Genomic DNA, 20,159 nt, shown 5'->3' on the forward strand with positions numbered 1-20,159 from the left:
GCCGCACAGCGGGTACGGCGAAGATGGTAAGGTGCCCCGTCTGTCGCTCCGTCGGCGCAGTAATATTTACGCCACGCAATCAAAATCCCAGGCGGACCAGCCTCCTTCATTGCTTTGTCTGCACGTACCCAGGCATAAAATTAGCTGCAGCCATGTAAAAATCTGCGATTGCTCCGGACGGGATCCAGCCTGTGATCAAGATACCAACGGCAGAGGAAGAGCCGGTGCCTCAAGCCTTTCCGATTGTAGGAATCGGCGCCTCCGCGGGCGGACTGGAGGCGATCTCCGAGCTCATCTCCACGATCCCGCGTTCGAGCGGGCTGTCATTTCTTGTCGTACAGCATCTCGATCCGTCCCGTCGAAGCCTGCTGCCAGACATTCTGACCAAACATACTGCGATGCCAGTTGTCGAGGCGATCGAGGGAATGGCCATTGAGGCTGATCACGTCTATGTCATTCCGCCCAACGCCCGCATGCGGGTTGCGCAGCGGCGCATCAATCTGCATCCACGCATCGACGTTCTCGGGCCACCGATGCCAATCGACGACCTGCTCGAGTCGCTCGCCAGTGACCAGGGCGCCAACGCCATCGGGGTGATTCTATCGGGCAGCGGATCCGACGGTGCGCTCGGCCTTAAGGCGATCCAGAACGAAGGCGGCATTACCTTCGCCCAGGACGAGGCGTCCGCCCGTTTTGCCAGCATGCCTCAGGCAGCCATCGGCACGGGATGCGTCGATATGGTGCTTCCCCCGCGGCAGATCGCAGAGGAGATCGTGCGTATCGGACGGCAGCCACATACCGGTGCCGATCAGCCGATGCCGGCAACCCAGGCTGAGAAAAGTCTGCGGCACGTGTTCCGGTTGCTGCACAAGGCCTGCAACGTCGACTTCACGCACTACAAACGCGGCACCATTGAACGCAGGCTGTCCCGGCGCATGGCGCTGCGTCAGACCTCGTCCGTCGACGACTACATAGTCGTGCTCGAATCCGATGCGACGGAAGTGTTCGCACTCGGACGGGATCTGCTGATCCGGGTGACCGAATTTTTCCGCGACCCCGAAACGTTCGAAGCGCTGGTCCAGATCGTATTTCCGAGGTTGCTCGGAGACCGCGAACCGGATATGCCAATCCGGTTGTGGGTTCCCGGTTGTGCGACCGGTGAGGAAGTCTATTCGATCGCGATCTGCCTGATCGAATACCTGGGAGAACGCGCAGCGGATACGCCGATCCAGATTTTTGGCACCGACGTGAGCGTCGATGCACTGGAGATTGCCCGCGCAGGACGCTATATTGAAAACATCGCGCGAAACGTATCGTCCCAGCGCCTGCAACGCTTCTTTGTACGGGATGGCGATTATTACCGTGTCGACAAGGGGGTCCGGGATCTCTGTACGTTCGCGCGTCACAACGTTGCCACCGACCCGCCCTTCTCGCGGATGGATCTCGTCAGCTGCCGCAATCTCCTCATTTACCTGAATCCGGTTCTGCAGCGAAGCGTCATGCCGCTATTTCACTACGCGTTGCGTTCCGACGGCGTGCTGATGCTGGGGCCATCAGAAACGGTGGGCGCCTTCTCTGACCTGTTCGGCGTCATCGAAAGCAAGCGCACGAAGCTCTATAGCAAGAAGCCTCGTCCCGGACGCCCGGGTGCCCGTTCGCTCAGCCTGATGTCTTCGCCCGAATCGGCGGTTCAGCTCACAAGTTCGACGCAGGATCGACGCGAGCCGCCGCTAGTCGAACGGCTCGGGCGCGAGGCCGCGCGCAAGGCGCTCGCGCGGTATGCACCGCCCTATGTCCTGTGCGATGACGAACTGAACATCATTGAGTTTCACGGCGACACCGGACCGTATCTGGTCAATCCCGAAGGGCCACCGAGCAGCAACCTGCAACGGCTCGCCCGACCGGAAGTGTTTCTGGCCATCAGCGAAGCCGTCCGGCAGGCCCGCCAGAGTGGCGCCCCGTTGCGCAGGACAGGACTGCGCGTCGGAGCTGCGGGGAGCGCGGGCGAAGCAGGCATCGAGGTGCATCAGATACAGATCGCCGGTGCCGATGGACGGTGGTTTATCGTCTTCTTTGAGAGCGCGTCACAACGGACAGCGGAAAGCGGTCAAGCTGCGTTAGGGGATAGTTCGATCGCGTCTGCGGTGCTTCGGACCTTGAAGCGTGGCCTCGCCCGAACGGGCGAGCAGGATCGCGGCGTCCAGGACGCGGAGAACGCGCGTCTCAGAGCCGAGCTGGACGCCACCCGTGAACAGCTTCGGGCAACGCTCGAAGAGCATGAGAGCGCCCGGGAGGAGCTTAAATCGAGTGAAGAGGAACTGCTCTCCAGCAATGAGGAATTCCAGAGCACCAACGAGGAACTGGAGACAGCCAAGGAGGAGCTTCAGTCAATCAACGAGGAGCTTTCCACGACCAACGACGAGTTGCGCTACCGGGTCCGTGAACTCAAGACCGTCCACGATGAAGTCACCCGTGCGCGCGACTACGCCGAGGCGATCATTGAAACGATCGCCGAGCCGGTCCTTGTACTTGAGGCCGATCTGCGCATCGTGCGAGCCAATCTGGCTTTCTATCAGGCATTCGCGACGGCGGCCGAGGCGACGATTGGCACGAAGCTGTATCTTCTCGGCAACGGCCAGTGGGATATTCCTGCGCTGCGCACGATGCTCGAAGAGATTCTTCCAGAGAAGACCAGCGTTCGGGACTACGAGATAACGCACGAGTTTCCGCGTATCGGCACGCGCACCATGTGCCTGAACGCAATGCGTGTCGCATGGCCTGGGCAGGCGCTTGTCCTGCTAACTATTCAGGACATGACCCAACAGCGCGATGCGGTGACGCGACTTGAGGCGGCGGATCATCAAAAGGACGAATTCCTCGCCATGCTCGCACATGAACTGCGCAATCCCCTTGCTGCGATTCGCAACGGGCTACAGTTATGGCAACGCGGTGATGCCGACGATGCGTCCATCAAGGCCGCTCAGGCTGCGGCCCAGCGTCAGCTCGCAAATGAGATCGGTCTGGTTGACGATCTGCTGGACGTATCCCGGATTACGCGCGGCATCATCACCCTCAATGTTCGGCGCATCGATCTGGTTGATTCGGTTCGCCACGCGGTTGAAACGATGCGGACGGAAATCGGAATGCGACAGCACGAATTAGTACTCGAGTTGCCAGAGGAAAGCCTGACGGTCGAGGGCGATACGATGCGGCTTGAGCAGATCGTGACGAACCTGCTCGGCAACGCGATCAAGTATACGCCTCCCGGCGGTCGCATCCGGCTTTCGCTCGAACGCGACAGGCACGATGCCGTACTGGACGTCACCGACAACGGTATCGGCATGACTGCTGAGTTCATCCCGACGATTTTCAGGATCTTTGTTCAGGCGGAGCGAACGTCCGATCGCAGGGGCGCGGGTCTCGGGCTCGGCCTGACGCTGGTGCGGCGACTTGTCGAACTGCATCAGGGATCGGTGCATGCTTCCAGTGAAGGTCTTGATCGCGGCAGCAGGTTTGTCGTCCGGCTTCCGGCACTGCCGCCAGGCACCGCACCGGAGCATGCACCGAACTCCGGTCGATCCGTAGAAGGGACGTCCACTACCCACCGGATTCTGGTTGTCGACGACAATGTCGACGCGGCGGAAAGCAGCGCCGCGCTCTTGCGGCTCGACGGACACGTGGTGCAGGTGGCCTGCGACGGGCCAGCCGCGTTGCAGAGCGCAGAGGATTTTCGCCCCGACGTGGTACTGCTCGACATTGGCCTGCCCGGAATGGACGGCTATGAGGTCGCAGAACGGTTGCGTACGATGCCAACTCTGGCCGATGCTGTCCTGATCGCGCTGAGTGGGTATGGAGGGGAACAGCATGCCGAGCGGTGCCAGCAGGCCGGTTTCGATTGTCATCTGGTCAAGCCAGCCAATCTCGAACAACTTGATGCGTTAATTGAGTCATCCCGCAGCAGGCGCACGCCTGCCAACAATGCGCCGTGAGCGATGCGTTACGGGCGTAGAGCGGGCGCAGTGAGATTGGCGTCGCTTTGCGCGGACCTGACACACCGGTCGACTGAAACGATCGCCAGGTGGAACAACTGACATGCGGCACGGAACTCCCCAGCACGAGCGTGGATCAACAAACTAATCGAGGCATCCCAACATCAGAACGCGCGCCGGTTGTTGTCTCCGCGTCGAGTGTCCGCTCAGACCTTCCTTAGCGGGCATTCCCGACCGGGACGTGACGGGCCCGTTCATGGCCGGCTGCTGTCCGACGCGATCGGCTAAACGCGACCCACTCCGAACCTTGAACCCGGCGTCACCTCTACGGCTGCGTTGAGGTGTTAACCGCCATCCACACATCCGGGTCGGCTGGCAAATCGTTGCCCATAACTGTTATTCGCGGAATGTGTTCGTTGATCGATCGCGAGCAGACGGTTTCGGGAAAGCCGATTGAATCTAGCCAACCCAAATTTTGAGTGCGACCGAGGCCGTAGCGCGGCGTTGCGATCAGCGTGGCCCCCTGCCATCGAGGCGCCATCCGGGAAACTCGGCGTCGCTGACCTGTTGGCCTAAGGTCTAATTGACCGGCCTGAAATTCAGAGATCATATTGTACTGGGAACGTTCACGTGTCCGTAGTCTGGTCCGCGCGGAACTCGTCCCATGACCGGCGGACTCGGTCTATTGAGCGGGTTGAGGGCGGTAACAATCCCGTCCTAACCCGTGTGATCAGACAGTACTGGAGTGGCAGATCAGTTCACCTGCTGGCAGTGCTGGATCCTCCGATGCCGCGGGTATCGACAGAAGCAACGCTGACGACCTTGCGCCGGTGCAGATCACGTGCATCGCGGCAAAAGCAGGCGGTTTTGGACTCGAACACCTTGGTCTCCGCTGCAATTTGAAATCGTAGGGAGAGAGCAGGCATGGACTGGAACCGCTGGTACAGCTTAAAGAGCTACCTGAGATCTTCGCTGTGGACTGTGCCACTTATCGCAGTCGCGATTTATGCCGTGGTGAAACCTGTGACTGAAATGGTGGGCAGGTGGATGATCAGGCAAGGGACCCTTGATCCGAAAACCGGCTTTCTTGGGCTGTCCATGACCGGGGCGCGGTCGTTGGTCGGCGACATCGTTTCCGCAGACCTGGCGTTTCTGGTATTTACGTTCGGCTCATTGCTCGTCGCAATCCAGGTCGCTGGCGGGCAGTACACCCCGCGGATCATCGCAACGACACTTCTGCGCGATAACATCATCCGTGGCATCTCGGGATTATTCGTTTTCACACTGTTGTTCGCCGATAGAACGCTGGGCTGGATGGGTGAGAGTGAGGTACACCAGCTTCAGGTGTTCATCACAGCGCTATTCGGATTCGCTTCCGTTGTTGCTTTCCTTTTCCTCATTGACTACGCCGCGAAATTTCTGCGTCCCGTAAGCCTCGTGGCTCGCGTTGGGGGGCAAGGGATCGCGGTCATCGACAGCGTTTATCCCGCCCCGACTTCGGGTGTAATTGCGCCGCCGGATCGTAACAATGAGCGAGGCGTACCTGATCGCATTGTTCGTCACCGCGGCAAGTCCGGCATCGTTCTGGCTGTGAGTCTGGAAAGACTGGTTACCAAGGCGCGGCGCACTAACTCGGTTATCGAGTTCGTGCCGCAAGTCGGTGATTTCGTCGCGGTGGATGATCCCCTGTTTTATTTGTACGGGAACGCGGGCGCAATCGATGAGAACAGGCTGCGCACACTGGTCGCTTTCGGGACGGAACGCACGATGGAGCAGGACCCCATGTTCGCGTTTCGCATCCTGGTCGATATTGCGCTGAAAGCGCTGTCGGCGGCGATCAACGATCCCACCACAGCGGTGCTTGCGATCGACCAGTTGCACCGGCTATTGCGCATGGTGGGCAAACGGTCTTTGCACATCGAAGAGATAGCGGATGGGTCGGGACGGGTGCGCGTGATCTTGCGGACGCCCAATTGGGAAGACTTCGTGCACATTAGTTTCCGCGAGATTCGACAGTGTGGCGCGGGCAGCATTCAAATCGCGCGGCGTCTGCGCGCGGCGATAGAGAACCTCATCCAGACCCTGCCGGAGCATCGTCATGACGCATTGCGCGTCGAGTTGACACTGCTCGATCGCGCGATCGCCTTGAAGCATCCGTTTCCTGAGGATCTGGCGTTGGCCCGTATCCCCGACTCGCAAGGGCTTGGAGGTTCGGCAGACTCGACGGCGAACAACTAGCCCTCTCGGAGGCAAGCCATGCGCAAACTCATCATGGGTATCGTTGAATTCCGCGAGAAAATGCTGCCGCAGTACGCGAAGCGGTTCAGCGAACTGGCGCTCGCGCAGACACCTGATGCGCTCTTCATCACGTGCTCGGACAGCCGGGTTGTGCCTGACCTGCTTGCCTCGACCCATCCGGGCGCGCTGTTCACGATGCGCAACGTCGGCAACCTGATACCACCGGCGACTGCTGAAGGGGTTTCTACCGGTGACCTTTCCGAGGCAAGCGCGATCGAGTACGCAGTGCTGGTGTTGAAAGTCGCGAATATTGTTGTGTGCGGGCATTCCGAGTGCGGTGCGATGAAAGCCGTGTCTACACGCAACGCCAAGCTGAAAGCGCCGAACCTCGACAAATGGCTGTACCACGCCAACAACGCGGCGTTTCGTCTCGAACACGAAGGCCCGCTCGACGACAGACTGAAGCCGCACGACCAATTGTCGCAACTCAATGTCCTTGTGCAACTCGAGCATCTGATGACCTACCCGATCGTCCATCAGCAGGTCACTGCGGGGGCGCTGGTACTGAGCGGCTGGTGGTTCGACATCGCGACTGGCGACATGTATGCCTATGAGCGCACGAGCCGCTCGTTCGAAGTCATCGACCGCGCGATGGCTGATCGGATTATTGCGCGCCTTGCCGCACGGGCGCGGTGAAGGTGTGCGAAGCTCTTCTACATAAATGCCTTCTCGGGTCCATGGGTCATGGGCCAGCCGCGGCGAGAATGGCCGTGCCATGAGGGTTGATAGGAGACGCGACGGACATCTTCTGCACACGAAGCACCGCTGTCTGTTACGAAGCCGGCATTTGAATAGCCCCGCGAAGGCGCGGACCATCCTCCGTAGATGGCCGACCGTGCCCGCTGAGTTGAGGCGTCACAAAGCTGCCGCAGGGCGAACCATTTCGACTGGCAGCTTACGATCAACCTGGCTGAACGCGTACGCCTGGGCCAGGAGTGGTCGTTCACGATCGATTCGCCAAAGGCCGTTCATGAGGGTAGGCCCGCCGTTCGACGGGCGACAGTGACGGGCAACTCTTCTGCCTCAACCGGCTTCTTACCAAGGGGCGGGTGCACCCATGAGCGCGATCATTCTTGTCGCCGCACCTCCGTTCATCGCCTCGATATCGCGGGCGCTGATTGGAGATCGCAGGATAATTTTGATTCCAGGCCACACGCAACGGCTGTTGCGGCCCGTCACACCACCGCAAGCCTTGAACCGTCTTCACGCGCAACTATGCTGTAAGAGTCGAGGCCGAGCACGCGAAACGAAACGCCTCGAAAGCTCAGATCATTACTTCCGCGTGACGACTGTCAAAACGGGCCGGCCCGCCGAGACAAAGCGAAGAAATACGGTGTGTATGATGCGTTTCACTCGTGCGTGGCTGGTGTCGGGCCTGTTCGGAGCTTTACTCTGCGTATGGAGTGCACTTTGCCCTGCGGTTCAGCCGGCGTCTGCGTCATCATCGGCGTCACCGCTTCCTGCGAGTGCGCCGCGTCGGATCGATCTGACCAACAAGCCTTGGCGCGGCGATTTTGACGCGATGCTCCATCGCCGCATGATTCGAGTGCTCGCCCCGTTTAGCCGGACGCTGTACTTCAATGACCGTGGGCACGAGCGCGGGGTGACTGCGGACACCGTGCGCGACTTTGAACGATTCGTCAACAAGACCTACGCCGACCGCCTCGGCAAGCGCCCGATCACGGTCGTCATGATCCCGACCACACGCGACCGGCTACTGCCCGGCCTCGCGGAAGGCATTGGCGATATCGCAGCCGGCAACCTGACGGTGACTGAGGACCGCCTGACGCAGGCCGACTTCGTTACTGCGCACGCGCTCAAGCCAACGCGCGAACTCGTTCTGACCGGTCCGAAGTCACCCGCGCTGTCCACGGTCGACGACTTGAGTGGTAAGACAGTAGACGTCCGCCGCCACAGTAGCTATTACGAGAGCCTGACCGCACTGAACGGCCGCTTCCGGCAAGCCGGCAAGCCGCCGATCCGGATCGTGCTGCTGCCAGACGCGCTCGAGGATGAAGATGCGATGGAGATGCTGAACATCGGCCTGCTTCAGATTCTGGTCGTTGACGACTGGAAGGCGCGCATGTGGGCGCAGATGCTGCCGCAGATCAAGGTGCACGAAAACATGGCGGTGCGCGAGGGAGGGGTCATTGGCTGGGCCATTCGCAAGAACAGCCCCCAGTTGCAGGCGGTGATCAGCAACTTCTATGAGAAATTCATCAGGAAGCAAAGTGTCGGGGAGATCCGCCTCAAGCAGTATGTGCAGGGCGTCAAGCAGATTCACAACAATACGGAGAGTGCCGAACTCAAGCGCTTCAGACAGACGGTGGCGTTCTTTGAGAAATATGGCCAGCAGTACGATTTCGATCCACTGATGCTCGCGGCCCAAGGGTTCCAGGAATCGCAGCTCAATCAGGACGCGAAGAGTCAAGTGGGAGCGGTCGGCATCATGCAACTGATGCCGACCACAGGGAAGGAACTCAACGTCGGGGACATCAGGATGGCGCAGTCGAACATTCATGCCGGCACGAAGTACCTAGATCAACTGATGACCCGTTACTTCCAGGATGCCCATTTTTCCGAGGTGGACCGGCCGCTGTTCGCCTTCGCCAGCTATAACGCCGGGCCGGGGAACATCGCGAAGATGCGCAAGGAGGCTGCGGCCCGCGGACTAAACCCCGACGTCTGGTTCAACAACGTCGAGATTGTGGTGGCCGAGAAGATCGGTATCGAGACCACCACGTACGTGCGAAACATCTACAAGTACTACGCGTCCTATCGCCTCCTCAAGGAAGCGCAGGCGCAGCGCAGCCGCGCAGTGGAGCAACTGGGCCGCTGAACGCGTAACGCAAGCCGCGTGGCCGCCCGTTCCGCTGACACGCGGCGAAGCTGCTTCAGCAAGGCTGAGCATTTTCGCTGATACGGTGACACGCGCGCAAGGCCACGAGTCGCGTGCGTCTCCTTTGAAACCTACTCCGGACAACAAAATCGACGAGCCGAATGTTGCATAGGGTCGTTCCCTGCCCTTGCCGAACAGTCATCACTGTCATTCGCCTGAACTAACCGTCAGTTGGCGGCTAGGCGATGCATAACGGCCGCTGACGAATCACTGGCCAACGTCAGCTGCGGCCTATGACGTCTCCTCGATCGACGGTACGGGATGACCGTTCCGCTCTGATACCAGCCCGTGGAACTACAACGGCTCAACCGGACGGTGTCCATATAAGGCCGTGTGAAAACACAAAAGTACTCGGTTTTCGGGTGTCGCTTTGCCCTTCCCGAGTCGCCATCAGCCCGTTACGCGGCGATCTGAAGGGTCGACTTTTAAGAAGGCTTCAGGCAGAGCGCGTTTTCACTCGGCCTCGATCGGGTGCTGTCCTCCGGCAGGAGGACAGCTGTCGTTCGACGTAACAGTTGGTCCAACGACCGCAGAGCGACCAACAGTTGCCTTCGCCGACGATCGGCCCAATGACCGCACTGGCCGAGTCGCTCCCACAGCGGACCGGCAGCGCCCAGAGGCGAACCAGACCTTGAAATGACGACTTGGTGCGCTGCGCGAACGTCAACTACTCCTGCTAATTGGCCTTGGAAATCCTCGCCGACGAAGAGACCCGAACGTTTCTGACGCTCACTACCGACCGCACGCGCATCGTCGAAAATGCGGCGCATTATTCGACCACGCCAATAAGATTATCAATATCGTTCTCTATTCTGGTTCGCGCCTCATTTATCGCGCTCTCATGGGTATCGGCAACCAGCGGCAGCATAAGCCCCGAACCCTTATATTCCGCGCGGAATTGCACCCAGGCTGCGTATGCATAGACACCACAGTCCTTGCGCATCACGTTAAGCGTTACATCGTACGTGCGACGATCACCAAATGCGCGGGTGTACTGGAAACGACTTACCGCAGGCGTAAGCATCAACACTCCTCCATCGACCGATTCACAAATGACCCGCCTTGATCGGATCGTTGCTTTCGCACTAAGAAACGGCCACTAACTCGTGCCTGCCGGAGCTGACATGGAATGGCCGACGAGGTAGCGGTTTGCCGTCCACGAAGGCAGTCGCGCAACGCACGGCAAATGCGAAGGCGCAGCTTCGGCTCGCGAACTGCCCCAAGTCAGCCAGTGAGACGGGTTCGCCGTCATCCTTCAGAATGCATGCGTGCGCGACGAAGGTATTGCCGCGTCTGGTGCTTGATGCCCAGATCGCGGCGCCGCGGTGATATAGAACCATTTGCGCCCAAGGATTTACTGAAAGTATATTGTAATGTCATCGACTGTCCTCAGCGCGATTGTTACGTTTTTGGATTAAATGCCCCATCCATACTGCTGGACATACGGCGTGGCAGATCGGGCAAAATGTGGGTACCCCATTTCATGATGCCGATATAGGAAAGGCCGACCAAACGTGTCTTCGCGGGTTTGACGCAACTGATACGAGGGGTGCAGTCATGGAATTGAATTTTCGAGTTATCGAGAAGGTGGCGTTTTCTGCCGTCGTGTTGTCCGCGTTGTCCTGCCTTGGATTTATCATTTGCGAGAAATTCCCAGGTGTTCTGGATTTGCTGCCGCGAGGTCAGGACGTAGCTATTAGCGAATTCGCGCTTGCCTGCCTGTTTCCGAGCGACTGTGAGCAACTGCTTGATCTCTTGAAGACAGCTGATGCGCGCGGTGCTGCGGCGCTCCTCTTGGAGCGACCCGAATAGGCCGTCTCCAGCCCGCTCCCCTCGACCGGAACTGGATCCGAACGGAGCCACGTGCCATGTGCAAAGCATGACGTGCATTGCGGCGAAGTACCCGCGCACCTGGTCTCGCAATCGCGAATGCGCTGGCGTTTCGGCGGATCTGGTCGCACCGGTTCGCCAAGTGGGACCGGAGTCTGCCACTGTCCGGTCGCTTGCAGGCGCTGCTGTCGCTGCTCCTATGTCCGGTGGCGGGGAGGTTCGGCCGGCTGCTCGCGTATCGATAGGGGTCTGGTAGTGACCATTGTGCGCGGAGCGCGCCCGACGTATGTCATCGGGCAGTGGCGCGAGCAGCATTCGAGACCGACGCCGAAGGCCGGCTTCATGGCCGGCGACGCAACGTTCTCAATGCCGTTGCGTGTGCCAGATGAACGTGGGCGACCCGTACTTCCCGCTGCAAAAGGCGTCGCACGCAATCGTTCAATATGCACATCGACCGCGTCGTGCGAATCGCGATGCACAGTGCTGCCCATTCTCAGATGGTTTTGGACGCAGCCGGCCGTAGCACCATATCGCACGACGCCTCCTGAATTGCTAGCCCTCCTTCACTGAGCGCCTGGTAGCGCACTCCTCATCAGGGTCTCGTACGGTTGACGGCCACGATTTCGTATCCGGGGTCGGCGTGCTCGTTCGCGACTTTGTTCGCTTCCTCATACGAGAGAAAGGACGTGGCTTCCTTAATCTCCGGCGCCATGCCGATATCGCCGTCCTCTGCGGTGCAGAGGAACTTCTCGCCAGTCTTCACGACGTAGACGGTCGTCATGTCTCCCTCCATAGCTTGCAGGGGAACTTTCAGTCTAGCAGGTCAGAAGGATTGTTGCTGCCGATGCAAAAGTGAACCGGTTGCCGACACGCCGTGATCGGGTCACGAGTTCACCAATGCCACCCATTCCACGAGGAGGTCGACATTAACGCGCTTCACGCCAATCTCGGCAACCGAATAAAACAGAGTCGGCAACAACAGCCAGTGACCCAGTGGACGCGATTGCGACCAGTTCGTTATGCATAACGTATCAATGACGAATCCTTGCAGGTGTTTCGTTCCCGATATAATAGATAGTTATCCTACCTATATATTACATAATAACAATTATCAACTGGTTATCTGTAGGTCCCAAATAGAAATGTCGGTTTGGGGGTGCGGCGGAATTCTTGGACTGGTTTAAGTCGTCAGCCCGAGACTCTCCCGGTATTCAATCGGACTGAGTGCGCCAAGTGAGATCTTGATCCGTTTCTCGTTGTACCAGCGAATGTACGAATCAACGACCTCGATGAATTGGTCGGTGCTGATGGCCTGCCAGTCTCGAGAGTAAAACAGTTCCGTTTTCAGCCGTCCAAAGAAGCCTTCACACGCCGCGTTGTCAGGCGAGCAGCCTTTGCGCGACATTGAACGGATCAGATTGGCCTCACGTATTCGGGTTAGCCAGCCTGGCCAGCGATAATGCGCACCGCGATCCGAATGGACCACAGGTCGGCTGTTGCTGCTGCCCATTGCTTCGACGGCAGCATCGAGCATCGTGTTCACAAGCTCGGCGTCTGGTCGCGTACCGATCGACCAGCTGATCACAAGCCCATCGAAGCAGTCAATGATTGGCGACAGATAGACTTTGCCGGCAGGAATCTGGAACTCTGTGATGTCTGTGAGCCATTTTTCATTCGGTGCTGCGGCCCGGAAGTCCCGATTGATAAGGTTATCTGGAGCCGGACCTATTTCTCCAGCGTAGGAGCCGTATCGACGTCGCCTCGTCGTGGCCGCGCTTAGATTTTCCTGCTTCATCAGGCGCCGAACGACCTTCTCCGAGATGAAGACTTTCTGTCTGCCGAGTGCCGCACGCACCCGGCGATATCCGTAGCAGCGGTGATTCAGTTCAAAGATATCTGCAATGGCAAGGCGTGCACTAGCATACTTGTCGGCACTCTGTAACCGCGCCCGGTGATAGAAGTAGGAGCTACGGGCAAGCCTCAATTCAGCAAGAAGCTCCGGCAGCGTGTAAGTCTGTTTGAGGGCATCAACCAGCTCCGTCTTCTCCCGATTCGTCAGGAGTTGCGGGTCGACGCCCAGGCCTTTTTTTAATATTTCATTGGCCTTCTTCAGGATGTCGTGTTCGATCTGGAGCTTCCGGATGTCTCGTCGGAGTGATTCGACCTGCTGCTCCAGCGTCGTCTGCTCGGAGGTCTGCGGCGGATCGTTGCGGCGTGTCATGGTCGAAACAGCCTCCTGACCCAGTAACCGATTTCTCCAGTTGTACAACGTTGGGCGGCTCACGCCAATCTTTTTGGCAACTTCCTCAGCGCTTTCCCCTCGCGTGCACAGATCGATGACCGCGGATTGCCTGAGCTCTGGTGCGTATCGAATACCCGAAGTCTTCCCGAGAGCGCGTTTCTTTCGTTCAGGATGCAACTCGTCGAGCCATGCGACGAGCGTCCCACGTCCCGGATATCCCAAGGCCTTTGTCGTTGCTGCCAGACACTGGCCGTGGTTCATGTAGTGGTCTGTGGCCGCCTTTTTTTGTTCTGCCGAATAGCGCGGCCTCACGCAAATACGTTCCCTCGGCAAATGCAGGCATCGCTCGTATGTGTGATACCAACGTTCGAGGGATTTCGTTGTGGGATAGCCCAATTGACGAACGGTCGCGGAAAGGCGCTTTCCAAACTTCACGTAGAGCTTGACCGCTCGGATGCGATCTTCGTAGGAATACATGGACTACCTCCTGATGGTCCAAGAATTCCGCCGCACCCCCTTTCCGCTAAATAGAAATGTCGTGTTTTAGGTAGTTTGAGCGCCGGACATCCCTCAGGGAGCGCCGGCGATGAATGCGACTGGGACGATCACGATGACGATGCGCGAGGTGGACCGGTTCAAGGTCATTCAGGCCGTGACCGAGGCCCGGCTCAAGCCGGGCCACGCGGCTGAACGGCTGGGACTGGGCGTGCGCCAGGTGGAGCGGCTGGTGCGGCGTTATGAGGCGGCCGGCGTGGCCGGACTGGTGTCGGGCAAGCGAGGCCGTCCGGGCAACCATCAGCTTCCTGCCGGCAAGGCACAGCGGGCGCTGGCGCTGATCCGCGAGCGCTACCCGGATTTTGGGCCGACGCTGGCGTGCGAGAAGCTGCGGGAGTGTCATGGCATCGAACTGGCCGTCGAGACGGTACGCACGCTGATGCGGGCTGCCGGGCTGTGGATTCCGCGCAGGGAACGTGCGCCAAAGGTGTACCAGCCGCGTAACCGCCGCGCGTGTCTGGGCGAGCTGATCCAGATCGACGGCAGCGATCACCGCTGGTTTGAGGACCGGGCGCCCGCCTGCACGCTGCTGGTGTTCATCGATGACGCGACCGGGCGGCTGATGGCGCTGCACTTCACGGCGATGGAGTCGACCTTCAGCTCGAAGTCACGCAGGCTCCGCGTCACAATAGTTAGTTGCGAGGGCAACAGTAAGCTCCGGCAGATGGTCGTCGGCCTCCGCGTGACTCGGATGAGGCGGCTTCACGTCTTCAGTCAAACCATCCTCGACTGCCCGATCGATCTGCGCCAGCAAGTCCGCAATCAGCGTCCGTCGTCTGCGAAATGCCGCGCGCCGGTTTGACGGAACCTCGCTGATGTCGCGGTGATATGGGCGAAGCGGCAGCACGAACCGGCCATCGACCTCAACGCCACCCGATTCACGCCAGAAACTGTCATAGTCCGCGCTAAACTGAACCGCCGTTGCGGCGGAAACGTGCGTTTGCCTGGTCACTCCAGTGAGCACCTCTACTCTCGCTATCCTGCAGAATTCGCCGACGGCTTCCATCACAGCGGCCTTCGGTCGCAAGCCATGGCATGCGCGCGTAGCGTCGCGCACCCGCTCTCGGTCTCCGCCCGCTGGCCCTTGCAGGCCCCCGATCAGAGCACCCCGTTTTCCTGATTCGGGATGCTTTTCGAAGCTGACGGTCGCCCACGCAAGATCGACGTGCTCAAGCGCGTCGCGCCAGGCGACAGTGAGCAACCCTTCGCGCCAGCAGCGTACCGGCTCGCTCACAACGAGTGCATACCTTCCGCTCGATGCTAACGTCACATATTCCGAGTTCAGGTAGAGCCTGCGCACCAGATCTTCACCAAACAGTTCCCCAACGACTCGAAAATGACCGCACAGCAACTCGGCACGCGCGTATGCATGCATATCGACCTGGGCGAAGCAATGGAAGGGACGTTCGAGAAAGCGCCGGTTGCGGGCAGCAATATCCGCAAGCAAAGCGTTTGTCGTCAGTGCCTTCAACCAGATGCGAGCCGCAAACGGATTGAGCAGTGCGTACATCAGTACGCGGGCCTGCCGGAAGAGGTCACGAGGAGTTCTCCCGGGAATACACCTGGATAGCAGGCGGCAAATTTCAGAGATTGACATCATTGACCACGATGTGACGGTGTTTCGATTCGCAGCTCGAGTGCACCCGAATGTCGACTCCGCATTGGCAAATGGAACTGCTCAATAAAATACACCGTAGTCCTAATCTAATGGCATAGCCTGATCGCTATCGTGCAACAAGCGCATTCACGCACGGGATGCCATGGACCAGTCCTTCGGGCAGCTCATGGGAACATTCTCACGGCGGGATGACTTGCTTCGCCGGATTGCGAGATGCCTCTAAACGTAACATAATGTTACAGTATATTTCTTATAACGCCTAGCGCTCACCGAGACATCGTAAGTGCCGCATTTGAAAACGGGAACGCACCGCGGGGGACGGGATTGGGTGGCTATCAGCCTTATCTGGCGGGCTTCCCGGCGGCGAAGGCGAGGTTGAGCGCCCATCCGGCTACGACTTTTATCTTCATCACCGGCGTTCCCGCCGCCTTTGTCTTTAGGGGCCTCTGCAGACCATGTTCCCGCGACACCAAATCGGGCCCACGTAATAGCCGACGACCAACACTTCACAAGTATGAAGTGAATGGCCTGTTCCGGACCGGAGCCGACGCCTGAACGTCCGGCCGACGACGCGTGTGAACGGCGGGTTGTGGCCGAGAGCACCAATTCGATGAGCGTCGCCAAATCGGATGGGTTTGCAGCAGCCGCTTGCAGTGCGACACCCGCCATCATGACCGATGCACGCGCCGCTGACGATGCTGACAACAGTTCAGAAGCCTTCGTGGTCGATTGCACCTGCGTGTTGCTGCCCGTGTGCCGCTATTGCCGCCGCCGAACAGACGCACGAAATTGCCAGCGAGCGTCGATACGGCGCCGATGATGCGCTTCACATCGTTGACGGCCGTGACGCCAATTTGATACGGGCCAACCGCAGTCGAGACTGCGTGCAGCACCACTGCCGCGATCGACGCGGGCGAGCTTTTCACTTAAGTCGGCCAGCGCCTGAATACCGGTTTTGCTCGCTGCGCCCGTGCTCGCAGCAGCGGTCGATACCGTAGTGGTCGGGAAGAGCCGATTACCCGAGATGGTCAGCGTCAGCCGAATCTCGAACGCGCGCCCGAGATTGCAGAATCTCGAGCGGCCACTCGAACGTCAATGGTCGATTACCGGCGAATTAACGGAGTTGGCCGGCGCACTCGAATTCGCGTTAGAAAGATGATCGGGTACGACTCCTCACGCATGAACTGCCATATTCGACCCAGATGGAATGGACACCGCCCTCCCTCCGGGGAATTGGGCACGATTGAGGGCCTCCAGGACCGAACCGCATCAATGTGCCAAAGTGGAGTTGCGACACAACCACTTGAGGAACGGAGGCCCCAGATGAATGCTACGACATACGGACTCGACATTGCAAAACGGGCGTTCCAGATGTATTGGGTCGACGCCCAAACTGGCGAGATTGCGAATCGCAAGTTCGGACGTGAAGATTTGATTGCATTTCTGGCGCAGCGCCCTGCCGGTCGCGTCGCGATCGAAGCTTGCGGAAGTGCGCACTGGTGGGCGCGTAAGATCCGCGCGCTCGGACACGAGGTGGTGCTGTTACACGCTCAATTCATTCGACCTTTCGTACAAACGAACAAGACCGACGCGGCGGACGCGCGGGCAATCTGGACTGCAGTGCAGCAACCCGGCATGCGCACGGTTGCCGCCAAGACAGAGGATCAGCAAGTGATGCTAAGCCTTCATCGTATGCGCTCGTTGCTCGTCAAGTTTCGAACGATGCAGATAAATCAGCTGCGTGGGTTGCTGTATGAGTTCGGCGTTACGTTTCGTGCAGGACGCGTAGCAGGACTCGACGAGATCAGGGAGCGCATGGCAGAACTCGAAGACGCACTGCCACGATCAATAGTTCTTAACCTTCTCGAACAGTTGCGTCGCATCAATCTGTTTGAGGAGGACATCAATCAACTTGAGAAGCGGATTGGCGCCTGGCAGAAACAAGAAGCGGCATGTCGAGCGATCTCCGAAGTACCGGGGATCGGCCGGCTGACTGCAACGGCCTTAGTGGCAACAATTGGAGATGCGAAGACATTCAGGTCGGGGCGCGAGTTCGCAGCGTTTCTGGGGCTTGTTCCTCGTCAGAATGGAACAGGTGGAAAGATACGGCTGGGCTCGATCTCCAGACGTGGCGACCCATACTTGCGTACGTTGCTGATACATGGAGCGCGCCCTGTTCTGTGTCACACCAAGGTACCAACCGCATGGCAAAAGGCAATGCAGGTCCGACGTCCAGCAAATGTAGTAACAGTGGCCCTGGCGAACAAAATGGCGAGGATCGCCTGGGCGATCCTCGCTCACGGGACCGCGTACGAAGCGCACCATGTTAGCAACAGACCCGCATAGCAGGTTGAGCACTTTGAAGCGTTGAGGACTGGTAGGTTGCTTGGGTTGATTTCAATGTGATGGCGAGACAGGTCGGACCGCAGGAACGCAAACCTGAACACAGCCTTGTGCTTCAAGCACGTGGCCCAGATGAGGACGTTCCTGGCGAATTCCATCAGGGCCCGCAGCTTCGGCTTGCAAAAGGCCGCATATAAGACCGCAGCCGATACCGCGTTCACCTATCACACAAGATCAACCTGGCAAACCGGGCGGTGTCCATATAGGCTGTGTGGAAACCTGATGGAATTCCACTGCGATGCGTGACCGCTGACCGGACCGGCGCGTTTGACTGCCTTTGCGGTCATCACGGCGACGACGAGGAAGTGAGCCTCTGAGATGCCTTTGGTACGAGTTTAAGGGCTTTGTTTCAGGTGAAGTCGGTCGGAACTCGTGGACGCCAACGGTTAAGCAGCGATCTTGTTCAAGTAGAAACGCTGCGTGAACGCGGCGGGAGACAGGTAGTCAAGCCGCGCTTGTGTCCGCTGCCGGTTATAAAAGATCTCGATGTATTCCGTGATCTCTTGCTGCGCCTGCTGCCGAGTGGCGAACCGTCGATGATAGACCAGCTCGCTCTTCAGCGTCCCCCAAAATGATTCGATCGGTGCATTATCAAAACAGTTTCCTCGTCTGCTCATCGATGCTTGCATGCCGAACTGGCTAACAAGGTTCTGGTACGCGTGCGCACAATATTGACTGCCGCGGTCGGTGTGGTGAATCAGGCCAGGCGATGGTCGGTGCGACGCGACCGCCCGAAACAGCGCCTGCATCACCAAATGCTTGGTCATACGCTCGTTCATCGCATAGCCGACCAGCTCTCCGCTGAACAGGTCCTTGAGCCCGGCCAGGTACAGCCAGCCCTCGTCGGTTGCGATGTACGTAATGTCTCCACACCACGCCTGGTTCGGCGCGCTCACCGAGAAATTCTGATTCAGTTGGTTCGGCGCGACTGGCAGGTCGTGCTTCGAATTGGTTGTCGCTTTGAACTTGCGCTTCTGCTTGCAACGCAATCCAAGCTTCTTGCGCAATCGCTTGATGCGATGCACGCCAACCTGCACACCATGTTCTGTCAAATCTTTCTGCAGTCGTTCAGCGCCGAATGTCTCCCGCGTGCGCTGGTGCGCGGCGAGGATTTCTGCTTCCAGACGGGGTTCCTGTTGCGTACGGGACGAGGGTGGCCGTTTGAGCCATGCATAGTAGCCGCTGGTCGACACACCCAGCAGCCGACACATCGGCGGCACCGGGTAGTCCCGTCGCATCTGCTCAATCACGCCGTACTTCACCGCGACTCCTTCGCGAAGTAGGCCGCAAACTTTTTTAACAGATCGCGCTCCATCTTCACTTCCGCCAGCTCCCGTTTGACGCGGTTCAGTTCCATCTCCAGGTCAGTCAGTGGTTTTTGCCCTTGCCCAACCGTCTTCAGCTTGCCCGCTTTCGCGGCGCGCACCCAGTTCGCCAGCGACTTCATCGGGATCGACAACCGGCGTGCCGCTTCCGACACGCCGACGCCTTCCGTCAGCGCGAGCTTGACTGCCTCTTCGCGAAATTCCTTCGTGTAGACCGCTTTCGGGATCCGATTCATCAATGCCTCCGTTCCTCTATTTTACGAAACGTTGGCATCCACTTTTTTCAGCCGGCCTCATGTCACCTGCTTGCGATCTTCACCTTCTATGAATCGCTTCATCCGGTCACCCATGCTGAATGAGTTAATCCAGTTTAGGTGATCAGTGTTTTCACACAAGCTCGACCCGTTGCGGCCGTTCGGCCCGACGCCGGGATAAAGGCCGCTTCCGAGGCGCACCAGTCATCGTCATATGCGCCTTCGTAACTGGTGATATGACCCAGGGCGTCGTCTGCCTTTCGGCATTGCGTCCTCAACTGCTCGACCCGTCCCCGCCTTGAACGAATGCCAGTCATGGTTTAGGAGACGCGCTGCCGCTTAAGCAGACTCGAGCGCGTCGATCGGTGGTTGCCGCCGCTGCCCGATAAAGTTAGCGGCAATCCTGTCGTTGCAGACTCTCAGCCATAAGATGATGTATCCGTGCCCCGTCTCCTAGTTAAACATTTCCGGCCGCAAGTCGCTTACCTCGATGATCACATCGGCTGGCAGATTAGCCCTACGTGCGGCGGCACGGATGGCGTCGGCGTTGGGCGCCTCATACAGGCAATAAGTTTTCTTCTTGTCCGCGCTGAGAAACGAAAAGAGCCACTCGACGCCTTCCTCGTCGTTGATTCTCTTCACACTTGCAGCACTTTCGCCCGTGACCTCAAGTTGTTCTGCAAAATTACGTTCAATCATAAAACGCGGCATGTGATTCCCCTTGAATAGCGACTGCACATTGCACG

Annotated in this window: 12 protein-coding genes and 1 pseudogene; 7 read left to right on the forward strand and 6 right to left on the reverse strand. The window is 58.7% G+C overall.

Translation table 11 applies throughout. The features are described from left to right. Positions 1–191 precede the first annotated feature (191 nt). The 4 genes from C2L64_RS51970 to C2L64_RS51985 all read left to right on the forward strand — a co-directional run bounded on the left by C2L64_RS51970 (position 192) and on the right by C2L64_RS51985 (position 9,126). Positions 192–3,989 (forward strand): chemotaxis protein CheB, encoded by a 3,798-nt coding sequence (locus tag C2L64_RS51970; protein ID WP_090838387.1) that lies wholly within the window; start codon positions 192–194, stop codon positions 3,987–3,989. A 924-nt stretch (positions 3,990–4,913) separates the two neighbouring features. Next, positions 4,914–6,227, forward strand: coding sequence for a DUF2254 domain-containing protein (locus C2L64_RS51975; protein ID WP_090838385.1), 1,314 nt, complete (start codon positions 4,914–4,916; stop codon positions 6,225–6,227). Positions 6,228–6,245: 18 nt separating this feature from the next. Next, the gene (locus tag C2L64_RS51980; RefSeq protein WP_090838383.1) at positions 6,246–6,923 is read left to right on the forward strand and encodes a carbonic anhydrase; all 678 of its coding nucleotides are present in this window, start codon (positions 6,246–6,248) and stop codon (positions 6,921–6,923) included. A 703-nt stretch (positions 6,924–7,626) separates the two neighbouring features. Further along, complete coding sequence (locus tag C2L64_RS51985) at positions 7,627–9,126, forward strand: MltF family protein (protein ID WP_086916830.1); 1,500 nt, start codon at positions 7,627–7,629, stop codon at positions 9,124–9,126. 829 nt (positions 9,127–9,955) lie between these two features. Here the strand turns inward: C2L64_RS51985 and C2L64_RS51990 are convergent. Next, positions 9,956–10,210 carry a hypothetical protein gene (locus tag C2L64_RS51990; protein WP_086916829.1) on the reverse strand — a complete coding sequence of 85 codons (255 nt, stop codon included), beginning with the start codon at positions 10,208–10,210 and terminating at the stop codon, positions 9,956–9,958. Positions 10,211–10,743: 533 nt separating this feature from the next. On the opposite strand from C2L64_RS51990, the gene C2L64_RS52000 reads away from it, so the two are divergent. Next, positions 10,744–10,998, forward strand: a complete 255-nt coding sequence (locus C2L64_RS52000; RefSeq protein ID WP_086916827.1) for a hypothetical protein — start codon at positions 10,744–10,746, stop codon at positions 10,996–10,998. Between the two features lie 610 nt (positions 10,999–11,608). Here C2L64_RS52000 and C2L64_RS52005 read toward each other — a convergent pair. Together C2L64_RS52005 and C2L64_RS52010 are read right to left on the reverse strand one after the other, a co-directional pair. Continuing rightward, positions 11,609–11,797 (reverse strand): hypothetical protein, encoded by a 189-nt coding sequence (locus C2L64_RS52005; protein WP_090838394.1) that lies wholly within the window; start codon positions 11,795–11,797, stop codon positions 11,609–11,611. A gap of 399 nt (positions 11,798–12,196) precedes the next feature. Continuing rightward, a complete protein-coding gene (locus C2L64_RS52010; protein ID WP_086908662.1) occupies positions 12,197–13,735 on the reverse strand; it encodes an IS3 family transposase in 1,539 nt (512 codons plus the stop codon). Between the two features lie 109 nt (positions 13,736–13,844). On the opposite strand from C2L64_RS52010, the pseudogene C2L64_RS52015 reads away from it, so the two are divergent. Beyond that, positions 13,845–14,414, forward strand: a pseudogene (locus tag C2L64_RS52015) (helix-turn-helix domain-containing protein); the annotation flags it as partial. Between the two features lie 6 nt (positions 14,415–14,420). Here the strand turns inward: C2L64_RS52015 and C2L64_RS56575 are convergent. Then, positions 14,421–15,413 (reverse strand): DUF535 family protein, encoded by a 993-nt coding sequence (locus tag C2L64_RS56575; RefSeq protein WP_086916826.1) that lies wholly within the window; start codon positions 15,411–15,413, stop codon positions 14,421–14,423. A 1,341-nt stretch (positions 15,414–16,754) separates the two neighbouring features. Between C2L64_RS56575 and C2L64_RS52030 the strand changes: the two genes are divergently transcribed. After that, complete coding sequence (locus C2L64_RS52030; protein ID WP_086916824.1) at positions 16,755–17,777, forward strand: IS110 family RNA-guided transposase; 1,023 nt, start codon at positions 16,755–16,757, stop codon at positions 17,775–17,777. Between the two features lie 443 nt (positions 17,778–18,220). Here C2L64_RS52030 and C2L64_RS52035 read toward each other — a convergent pair. Then, positions 18,221–19,395, reverse strand: a protein-coding gene (locus tag C2L64_RS52035; RefSeq protein WP_090839379.1) for an IS3 family transposase whose coding sequence is annotated in 2 segments (ribosomal slippage) — positions 18,221–19,122 and positions 19,122–19,395 — 1,176 coding nt in all. Because the reading frame shifts where the segments join, the coding sequence is not laid out codon by codon here. A 471-nt stretch (positions 19,396–19,866) separates the two neighbouring features. Further along, positions 19,867–20,124: a DUF4242 domain-containing protein gene (locus C2L64_RS52040; protein WP_086916823.1), complete on the reverse strand. Its 258-nt coding sequence runs from the start codon at positions 20,122–20,124 to the stop codon at positions 19,867–19,869. Positions 20,125–20,159 lie beyond the last annotated feature (35 nt).

This window comes from Paraburkholderia hospita, from assembly GCF_002902965.1.
In the GTDB taxonomy this organism is placed as follows: domain Bacteria; phylum Pseudomonadota; class Gammaproteobacteria; order Burkholderiales; family Burkholderiaceae; genus Paraburkholderia; species Paraburkholderia hospita.